The 8,306-nt window shown below is 66.1% G+C and carries 5 protein-coding genes and 4 pseudogenes; 6 read left to right on the top strand and 3 right to left on the bottom strand.

The window, feature by feature from the left end; genetic code table 11:
• Nucleotides 1-195: 195 nt before the first annotated feature.
• The 3 pseudogenes from AWC07_RS30005 to AWC07_RS05910 all read left to right on the top strand — a co-directional run.
• Nucleotides 196-276, top strand: a pseudogene (locus AWC07_RS30005) (IS21-like element helper ATPase IstB); the annotation flags it as partial.
• A gap of 361 nt (nucleotides 277-637) precedes the next feature.
• Nucleotides 638-2,165: pseudogene (gene istA, locus AWC07_RS05915) on the top strand (IS21 family transposase).
• 5 nt (nucleotides 2,166-2,170) lie between these two features.
• Nucleotides 2,171-2,530: pseudogene (locus tag AWC07_RS05910) on the top strand (ATP-binding protein); the annotation flags it as partial.
• 45 nt (nucleotides 2,531-2,575) lie between these two features.
• Here AWC07_RS05910 and AWC07_RS05905 read toward each other — a convergent pair.
• From AWC07_RS05905 to AWC07_RS05895, 3 genes are read right to left on the bottom strand one after another with little or no spacing between them, the layout of a single operon-like run.
• Entirely contained in the window at nucleotides 2,576-3,019 is a 444-nt protein-coding gene (locus AWC07_RS05905; RefSeq protein WP_036408629.1) for a DUF6262 family protein, read from the bottom strand.
• Entirely contained in the window at nucleotides 3,016-5,190 is a 2,175-nt protein-coding gene (locus AWC07_RS05900; RefSeq protein WP_085104992.1) for a tyrosine-type recombinase/integrase, read from the bottom strand. Before AWC07_RS05900 ends, AWC07_RS05905 begins: the two co-directional genes overlap by 4 nt.
• Nucleotides 5,187-6,371 (bottom strand): tyrosine-type recombinase/integrase, encoded by a 1,185-nt coding sequence (locus AWC07_RS05895; protein WP_036411278.1) that lies wholly within the window; start codon nucleotides 6,369-6,371, stop codon nucleotides 5,187-5,189. The genes AWC07_RS05900 and AWC07_RS05895 overlap by 4 nt, the downstream gene beginning before the upstream one ends.
• A gap of 124 nt (nucleotides 6,372-6,495) precedes the next feature.
• Between AWC07_RS05895 and AWC07_RS05890 the strand changes: the two are divergent.
• From AWC07_RS05890 to AWC07_RS05880, 3 genes and pseudogenes are all read left to right on the top strand, one after another.
• A pseudogene (locus tag AWC07_RS05890) lies at nucleotides 6,496-6,930 on the top strand (ATP-binding protein); the annotation flags it as partial.
• Nucleotides 6,931-7,310: 380 nt separating this feature from the next.
• Nucleotides 7,311-7,613, top strand: a complete 303-nt coding sequence (locus AWC07_RS05885) for a hypothetical protein (protein WP_036411279.1) — start codon at nucleotides 7,311-7,313, stop codon at nucleotides 7,611-7,613.
• 75 nt (nucleotides 7,614-7,688) lie between these two features.
• The coding region (locus AWC07_RS05880; protein WP_139829566.1) for a PE family protein at nucleotides 7,689-8,306 on the top strand (618 nt) is incomplete at its 3' end.

Here is an 8,306-nt window from a genome sequence, read left to right as displayed (position 1 = left end):
ACATCATGCTCGCTGAGCCAAACAGGTGGTCCCTAGCTGGTGGCAAACCAGTGGTCCCTTCCCGGTGGCAAATGACATCGTGTGGGCTGCGTTGAACACGACGTGCGACGGTTGCGCCGAACGTCCTGAAAGCCGGCGTTCGCTGCGCGGCCCCGGGGGCACTCTCCCATCTGCGGTACTAGTCATCGTTAGCTCCTCAAAGGGTCCAGCTACCGCCTAAAAGACACCGGAATCGACACCCTGCCCTCCGCCCGGGCAGACAACACGAGACAATAACCACGACCACGTGGCCTACTTTTCAACCGTCGTCAACAGGACCACCGAGCCACGGCTTCTCCCGCGTTCATCGTGAGCCACGCTGCCGGATCGATGTACTCGAAACGCTTGTCACGTAATTCCCTGGCACTGGCCAGATCTCGGCTCAGCCTGAACCTCGGCACGATTCAACCGAGCACATTCTGACCAGTTGTCCGTGGCCATGAAAAAGTCCCCACTGGTGGCCAGTTCTAGGTCCCCACTGGTGGCCAGTTAGAAGTCCCCACTCCGTGCTTGTCGTGTCTTCCGGGACCTGAGGTCCTGGGCGATGACGGTGATGGTTGCACAGCCGTCATCCGTCACCAACCCAGGAGGTCTCCCATTGAAATCGGAGGGTGAGCGTATGGACATCATTTCCGCCTATCGAGAGGTCGGAACGTATCGGGGTGCTGCGGAGTTGTGCGGCACGACCCATAAGACCGTGAAACGGGCCGTCAAGCGTGCCCAGGCTGAGGCCGCGGGTGCGGGTGCGGGTGCGGGGGCCCGAGCGTGCCGAGCGTGGCCACAACTACGACACAGTGACCGAGGTGGTCGCCGAACGGGTCGCCGCGTCGAAGGGCCGGATCTCGGCCAAGCGGCTACTACCGGTCGCCCGAGCAGCTGGCTATGAGGGCTCGGCCCGCAACTTCCGGCGCCTGGTGGCACGGCAAAAAGCGGTGTGGCGCAGGCAGAATCACCGTGGCCGCCGCCCTGCGGTGTGGACACCGGGCGAGTACCTGGTGATCGACTGGGCCGACGTGGGAGCAGGGCTGCACCTGTTCTGCGCGGTGCTGGCGTTCTCCCGGTGGCGGTTCGTTGCCTTCGCCGCGAACGAGAACGCGACCACGACGCTGGGGTTGATCGCCGAGGCGCTGGCCGCTATTGGCGGGGTGCCGGCCAAGGTACTGGCCGATCGGATGGGCTGTCTCAAGGGCGCTGTGGTCGCCAACGTGGTGGTGCCGACGCCCGAATATATTCGGCTGGCAACGCATTACGGTTTCCGTCCGGACTTTTGCCACGCCGCGGACCCCGAGTCGAAGGGGATCGTGGAGAACCTGTGCGGCTACGCCCAGTCCGATATGGTGGTGCCGTTGCTGACCGAGGCGCAGCTGGCGGGCCGCCCGGTCGACGTACACGCGGCCAACGTGGCAGCCAGGGCGTGGTGTGCTGAGGTCAACGCCGCCATGCATTCAGAGATCTGCGCTGTGCCCAACGACCGAATCACCGTGGAACGGGCAGTGCTGCAACCGCTTCCCTCGCTGCGGTTGGAGATCGGGCCGCCGCCGGTGACCCGCAAGGTGGACCGGCTGTCGTGCATCCGCTACGCCTCAGCCCGCTACTCGGTGCCCACCCAGTTGATCGGCAGCACGGTGCGCGTGGTGGTTGACGGCGCCAAGCTGCTGGTCGTGGAACCCGGCGGCGGGGAGGTGCTCGCCGAACACGAGCTGGCCGCGCCGGGCACGGCGTCGGTCCTCGACGCCCACTATCCCGGACCACGCCCAACGCCGAGTCGGGGTCCGCGACCGAAAACCACTGTGGAAAAACAGTTCTGCGACCTCGGCCCAGACGCCGCAGCGTTTTTGGTCGGCGCAGCCGCAATCGGCAACACCCGCCTGGGCTCCGAGCTTGAGGTCCTGCTCGCCCTGGGGGCCGCGCACGGCGTCGAGACGTTGGTCGCCGCACTGCACCGCGCGGTGGCGTTTCATCGGTTCCGCGCCGCCGACGTGCGTTCCATTCTGGCTGCCGGCACTGCGGCACCACAGCCGCGCCCGGCCGGGGATGCGTTGGTGCTCGACTTGCCCACCGCGCCGACCCGCTCGCTGGACGCTTACAAACTCCCCACCGCCGACACCGAAAGCGCCTCCTCATGACCAGCATGAACCAAGCGAAAACCACGACACCCAAGCAGGTCGCCCCGGACCTGCCCGCTGACCTTGACGCTGGACTGCGGCGGCTCAAACTGGCCACTGTGCGACGCAGTGCCCCAGAGGTGTTGCTGACCGCCACCATCCAGCGCTGGGCGCCCGAACAGGTGCTACGCACCCCCATCGAGGCGGAGGTCGCCGCGCGGGATGCTTCCAACACGGCACATCGACTCAAGGCCGCCGGGTTCCCCGTCGCCAAGACCCTCGAGTCCTTCGACGTGGCCGCTTCGTCCATCCCGCAAGCCACCTTCGACTACCTGTCCAGGTTGGAATGGGTTCGCGCACAAGCGAATCTGGCGATTATCGGGCCGGTGGTTATCGCGGGGTTGAGCGCAAGATAGTCGTGTTTGTGCTGGTCAGGACGTTGTTGCGATTGATGCGACGTTGGTGGCTGTCTGGATGCCGCGTCGGGCGAGTTCGCGGCGTAGGTCGAGGTTTTCACCGTGTGCCCTTTGCAGCGCGTCCCGGAGTGCTTGCAGTTGCTGGTGGTGTTGTTTTTTCAATTCAGCGATCTGGCGGGTCAGGGTGATGACCAGGGTGTTGTCGCTGTCTGCGGGGGTATCGGCCGCGGTCTTGGCGCGGGTGCCGCGGAGGTGTTCGATTCGTTGACGTAGTTCGGGGTGGTTGTAGAGAAAGGCGTGGGACACCCTGGCTTCGCGTTGCACGGCCTGGAAGGTGATGGCATCGCCGCGTTTGACCAGTCGGCGGATGGCGTGTTCGGCGTCGCGGGTTTTGTTCTGGGACTTGGTTTTTGCTGCTTCGGTCAGTGCGGTGATGCGGCGGTTACGGGAGTCGGTCATGGGCTGCTCCTGCGGTGGCTGGTGAGGTCGAGGGTCAGCGTGACCGGCCCGGCGGGACGGCTGCAGGTGGATGTCGTGCCGTGGGTGGCCTGGGCGGGAGCGGCGTCGAGGGTGTCGAGAAGCCGGGCCAGGGCAGCGTGTTCGGCGCGACGCTGGGATAGCCACACGTTGTCGTTGGGCATCGGGTGGCCGTGACGCTGCTCGAATTCGGTGCTGGCGCGCTCGATCAGCTCGGCGGTGTCGTGCAGTTGGCGGTCCAGGACGTGACGGTGGGTGGCGTCGGTGACGAACACCGAGCAGGTCAGACAGGCGTTGCCTTTGTCGCAGGACTGTAGCGGGGGCAGCATGCACCATCCGTTGGGCAGCAACCGGTCAGCGCGGCGGAACAGGTGCAGGCTGTCGTGGTCGTCGCTGGAGAGCTCGATGCGAGTGCCGTCTGCGCGCAGTTTTGCGGTGGCCAAAAACGCCTGCTCGGCGTGCTCGTCACGGGCGGCGATGTAGTGCATCGTCATGGTGGGGGTGGCATGCCCGGCGTAACGCTGCAGCACGTGGATGGGCAGTCCGAGTTCGGCCAGCCGGGTCAGCCGGGTATGGCGAAACCGGTGGGTGTGACTGAGCCGCACGGGGCGGCCTTTGGCGTCGGTGATCTGCACGAGGTCGCTGAAGTTGCGCAGCACCCAGTTGTTACTGCCGGGTGGGTAGACCTTGTCGCCGCGGCGGTTGGCCATGCGTTGCACGAACAGGAATCGCCCGGCGCCGCTGGGTGTGTGGTCGCGGACCCATTGTTGTTGTTCGGCAATGACTTTAGTGACTTCACGGTCGACCAGGATGGTGTCGGGTGCCACGTCGATCTTGCTCTGCGCGTAGCGGAATTTCGCCAGTACCAGCTCCTGGCCGTCGTCGTCACCGGCCGGGCTGGGTGCAGCCGAGAGGCAATCGAAGTCGCAGGTGCGGATCTCACTGGAGCGGCGACCGGTCAGGATCTGCAGCAGGATCATCCGCATGACCTGCGGGTCATCGAGCCCGGCGGCGGTGATCGTGGTGCCATCCCCGCGGGTGATCGTCATCGACTCGGTACGGGGCAGCCCAATCAGCGGTAGCGCGGCGGTGATCTGGGCCAGGGCGTGGTCGTCGATGTAATAGGCGTCGTTGAACTCGCGCCGGTTGGGGATGCGACTGACCCGGCCGAACCAGCTGTCGGCGTGGGTGGTGGTGACCTGCTGCCAGGGACCAGGGCCGAGGACTCGGCGTGCTTCGCCGGGGTTGGCGGCCACGAACTCCAGCAGCCCGGCGACCGCGCGCAGGTCGTCGTTGATTGACCGGGCAGGCACGGCCTTGCCGAGATGGCGGGTGTCGGATGCGCGGGTGGCGCGGTTGGGGCGCTGCGCGGTCCAGCGGGAGAACGCCGCAGCCTGCTCGACCGCCGCCGCTGGATCGCCAAGAACATCGGTCGGGTCTTCGAAACAGGTGGTCAGCCACTTGTCGAAGCGCCGCAGGCTGGGCATCCGTTCCTGGCTGACGCTGGTCCAGCGCAGCGCACCAGATTCCAGCATGGTGCCCAGGTGCCATTTGACCGCTGCCCGCAGCCAGGGTTGGGTGAGCTGCCCGGGTGAGCAGCCGTAGTTAGCGACCGGTTCGCGGTTGGTCAGCGGGATCCGCGGGTCGCAGCGGGGATGCCAGTCGTCAAGCTGCCACCACAGCCCGTCGTGGCAGGCCGCGATCAGTGCCTGGCGGGCGAACCCGAACACGATCCGCAGCCGGCGGTGGCTTTGGCCTCCGGGCAGCCGCCGCCGATAGGTGGCGTAGTACCAGCTCTGCAACTCATGGGCCGTCTCCCAGTCCATCTGGCGGATCGACGCCGGCAACTGGTGGCCTTCGCCGGCCGCGTGGCGCACGATGTGAGCCAGCTGGGCCATCGCCAGCACCGATACTCGGGTGCCGTCGCAGGCCTGCCAGTGCGCCATCCAGGCAAGTTCGGCCGCATACGGGTCGGGTAGCCCGCTCAGATCCAGCCGCGCCCAATCGTTCTCGGTGATCGATGCCCAGTCGCTGATACCCTCGCCGAGCACCGGACCCTGCCATTGCGGTGGTAGTGCTTCCCACAGTCGCCAGATCGGGTCCTTCCCACCGGCCGGGCGAAGATGGTGGGATCGCCGCCGCCCGCTGGTCACTGATCGACCACCTGCCAGCCGCTGGCGTAGGAGTTCCAGTTCGCCGCCGCGCGCAGTGCCTCGTCCTCGCGGACCCAGCTGTAAAGATCGAGGGTGGTTTGCACATGGGCGTGACCCAGCCGCCGTGAGACCACCCAGTCCGGTGTCCCGGCCAACAGCAGCGCGGTCGCGTGGGTGTGGCGAAACCAGTGCGGCGTCCAGTCGGGCGGGCCGATCCCGCGTCGGCGCAACGCTGTGACCTTCTCCCGCACCGTGGTCTCCCGTAGCGCCGCCAGCAGCGGTGGGCGTGCCACATTGACCAGCAGCGGGTTCTGCTCGGTCAAGGCGACACCGGATTCGGCTGCCCGACAAGCGATATCGGTGAGATAGTCGGCGAACAACCGTTCCAGATCCGCGCCCACATATATCCGCCGCGGCCGCATCATCTTGACCCTCGCCCCGTTGGGGTTGTCCTCGCGGGACACAACCTCCACGCAGGCACTGCCGCCACGGCCCAGCACGAATTCACCGATCCGCAACCCCAGCGCTTCACCCAGACGCATCCCTGTCTCGGCCAGCAGAGCGAACAAGAAGCGGTCGCGCAGATTGCCGCGCCAAACCCCGGCCTGGGGGTCGAACACCGCGCAGCCATCCAGAATCGCCTGGATCTGCTGTGGCAGCAGCACTGGCGGGCGGTCCGGGCTGCGGCCGCGACGCACCCGCACCAACGATGACGCCGCCGGTTCGCGGCGTCCATCCAGGTGCGCCAACAACCCCCGCGCCGGACGGCGCCGAGCAGTTCCGCGCAGCAGCCGGCCCGCCACCATCACCCCGGATACCGCGTGGTGCCACCGGTAGAACGAAATCAGCGCTGCCAGACGCGCTTCCAACGTCGGCGGCGTCGGTGGGTGCTCCGGTGCGGCCAGACTGTGCTCCACCGTGCGGCCGTTGCGCAGCCAAGACAGGAACGCGCTGACCGCCGGGACCCCGACATCACACCAGGTGTCGGTTTGCCCGCGCTGTTCCAGGAAGCTCCACCACTGCACCAACGACGTCGCATAACCGCGGACCGTGTTCGGCGACCACAAGTGCCGGTGGGCCTCTATCCACTCCTCGACCGGAGCGACCGTTGCGAAGTCCTCGCCGAGCACAGTCCAGGTCCGCTGCCCACCCACCGGAGCCACCGCCACCGGATACGCCATCGTTGCCGTTCCTTCACGTCGAAGAACACCCGCCGATAAACCGGCAACAACGATGACGAATCCCTGATCAACCCCCTTGTCACATACATAGATTCGAGTGTGTTGCTACCCGTTGATAACGCCGGGGACCGGTAAGAGTCACACCCTGATCGGGCTTGGCATCGCCGCCGTCAACGCCGGCTACAAGGTCCGCTACCTGACCGCCATCGACCTCGTCGAGGCCCTTTATCGCGGCTTGGCTGACAATACCGTCGGCAAGGTCATCGAGACCCTACTGCGCAACGATCTGCTCATCCTCGATGAAATAGGGTTCGCTCCACTCGATGACACCGGCACCCAACTGTTGTTCCGGCTCATCGCCGCCGTCTACGAGCGCCGTTCACTGGCCGTGGCCTCACACTGGCCGTTCGAGCAATGGGGTCGGTTCCTACCCGAACACACCACTGCGGCCAGCATCCTCGATCGATTGCTGCACCACTGCAGCATCGTCATCACCGATGGCGAGTCCCACCGACTCCGCCAGTCCCAACTCAAGCAAGGAGGTGGTCGCCGCCGCTAACCCCCCGCATGGAGTGGGGACTTTTAGTTGGCCACCAGTGGGGACATCAAACTGGCCGTTGACAGCTACCCACACCGACCCGTTCGGCCACTCGTCGCAACGTCATAGAAGGGGTCACCGTCGCCGTTACCGGATCAAGCCGCTGACAGGTAGCGGCGGTTCGGGCGGGACTTCCTTCGGTTGTTGGGTCAACAACAACGTCGTGTCGCGCCTTCCGGAGCCGGCGCCGCCGGCAGGGACGGCAACGTTGTGTGGGGCGTATCCGTTCGGCTTGCCCGGTGTATCGGGTGTCGCCGGCTTCAGCAAGGCGGCGGGTGCGTTAGCGTTAGCTGCCGGTTATTGCGAAGGGGCGGTAGCTGTGCTGCACCAGCAACAGGCATATGCCGCAGGCGAATCCGGCGGCCCAGCGTCAGACAGCCGGTGATTGTCTGGCCTCGCGCCGCCCGCGCGAGCGCAACTATCCGTTGCGGCCAGCGCAATTGATCGCTGTCGGCGTGAACGCCCCGTTGGACTTCCGTGCCGCGGTCGCCGTTGAGGAAGGTGTGGTCCAGGCTTTAGTGGGTGCGCCTTCTTCGAGCCATTGTCTCGACACCGGCACCGCCAATCTTGTGGTGCGGATCGGCCTCGCTGCTCAGCGTCTGCGGCTTAACCGCCCGATCCGGTGCGACCAGCGCATTTCATAAGTTCTAAACGTTCGTCTCAGGGCTCCTCGGCACACTTTGCGGAGATTGGCCTACGAGGGCGCTTGGAGGACGCAGATGTCATTCGTGATTGCGGTACCTGAGGTTGTTGACGCCGCGGCAACGGAGTTGGCGCGCATTGGCTCGACGATCAGCCAGGCCAACGTGTTCGCTGCCTTCCCGACGACGGCCATCGCGGCTGCGGGCGCCGATGAAGTGTCGATGGCCCTCGCGTCACTGTTCGGGTCGCTCGGCCAGCAATATCAGGCGATCAGTGCCCAAATGGCGACGTTTCATGACCAGTTCGTGCGCAACCTGCAAACCGGCGCGACCGCCTATGCGAGCGCGGATGCGGCCAATGCGCTTGCCGCGGCAGAGCAACAGGTTCTGGATGCGGTGAACGCGCCAACGAAGGCACTGACCGGACGCCCGTTGATCGGTGACGGAGCCAACGGGATTGCACCCGGTCAGAATGGGGGCGACGGTGGGTGGCTTATCGGCAACGGTGGCGACGGTGCGCCGGGTGCTGCCGGCCAAGCCGGCGGTCGCGGCGGAGACGCTGGGTTCATCGGCAACGGTGGTCGCGGCGGACCCGGCGGCGGGTCCGTCAATGGGCCGTTCCCGTTGGTTCCAACGCGTGGCGGGGCTGGCGGGGACGGGGGCAACGCCTGGGGGTTCGGTAATGGCGGTGACGGC

Origin of the sequence: Mycobacterium gastri (genome assembly GCF_002102175.1) — a bacterium.
Taxonomy (GTDB): Bacteria; Actinomycetota; Actinomycetes; order Mycobacteriales; family Mycobacteriaceae; genus Mycobacterium; species Mycobacterium gastri.
This window is presented reverse-complemented; position numbering and strand designations above follow the sequence as displayed.

Coding starts and splice junctions, on each gene's coding strand:
- AWC07_RS05885 (WP_036411279.1), top strand. CDS start 7,311: ATGCCGCAGGCGAATCCGGCGGCCCAGCGTCAGACAGCCGGTGATTGT.
- AWC07_RS05905 (WP_036408629.1), bottom strand. CDS start 3,019: ATGACCGACTCCCGTAACCGCCGCATCACCGCACTGACCGAAGCAGCA.
- AWC07_RS05895 (WP_036411278.1), bottom strand. CDS start 6,371: ATGGCGTATCCGGTGGCGGTGGCTCCGGTGGGTGGGCAGCGGACCTGG.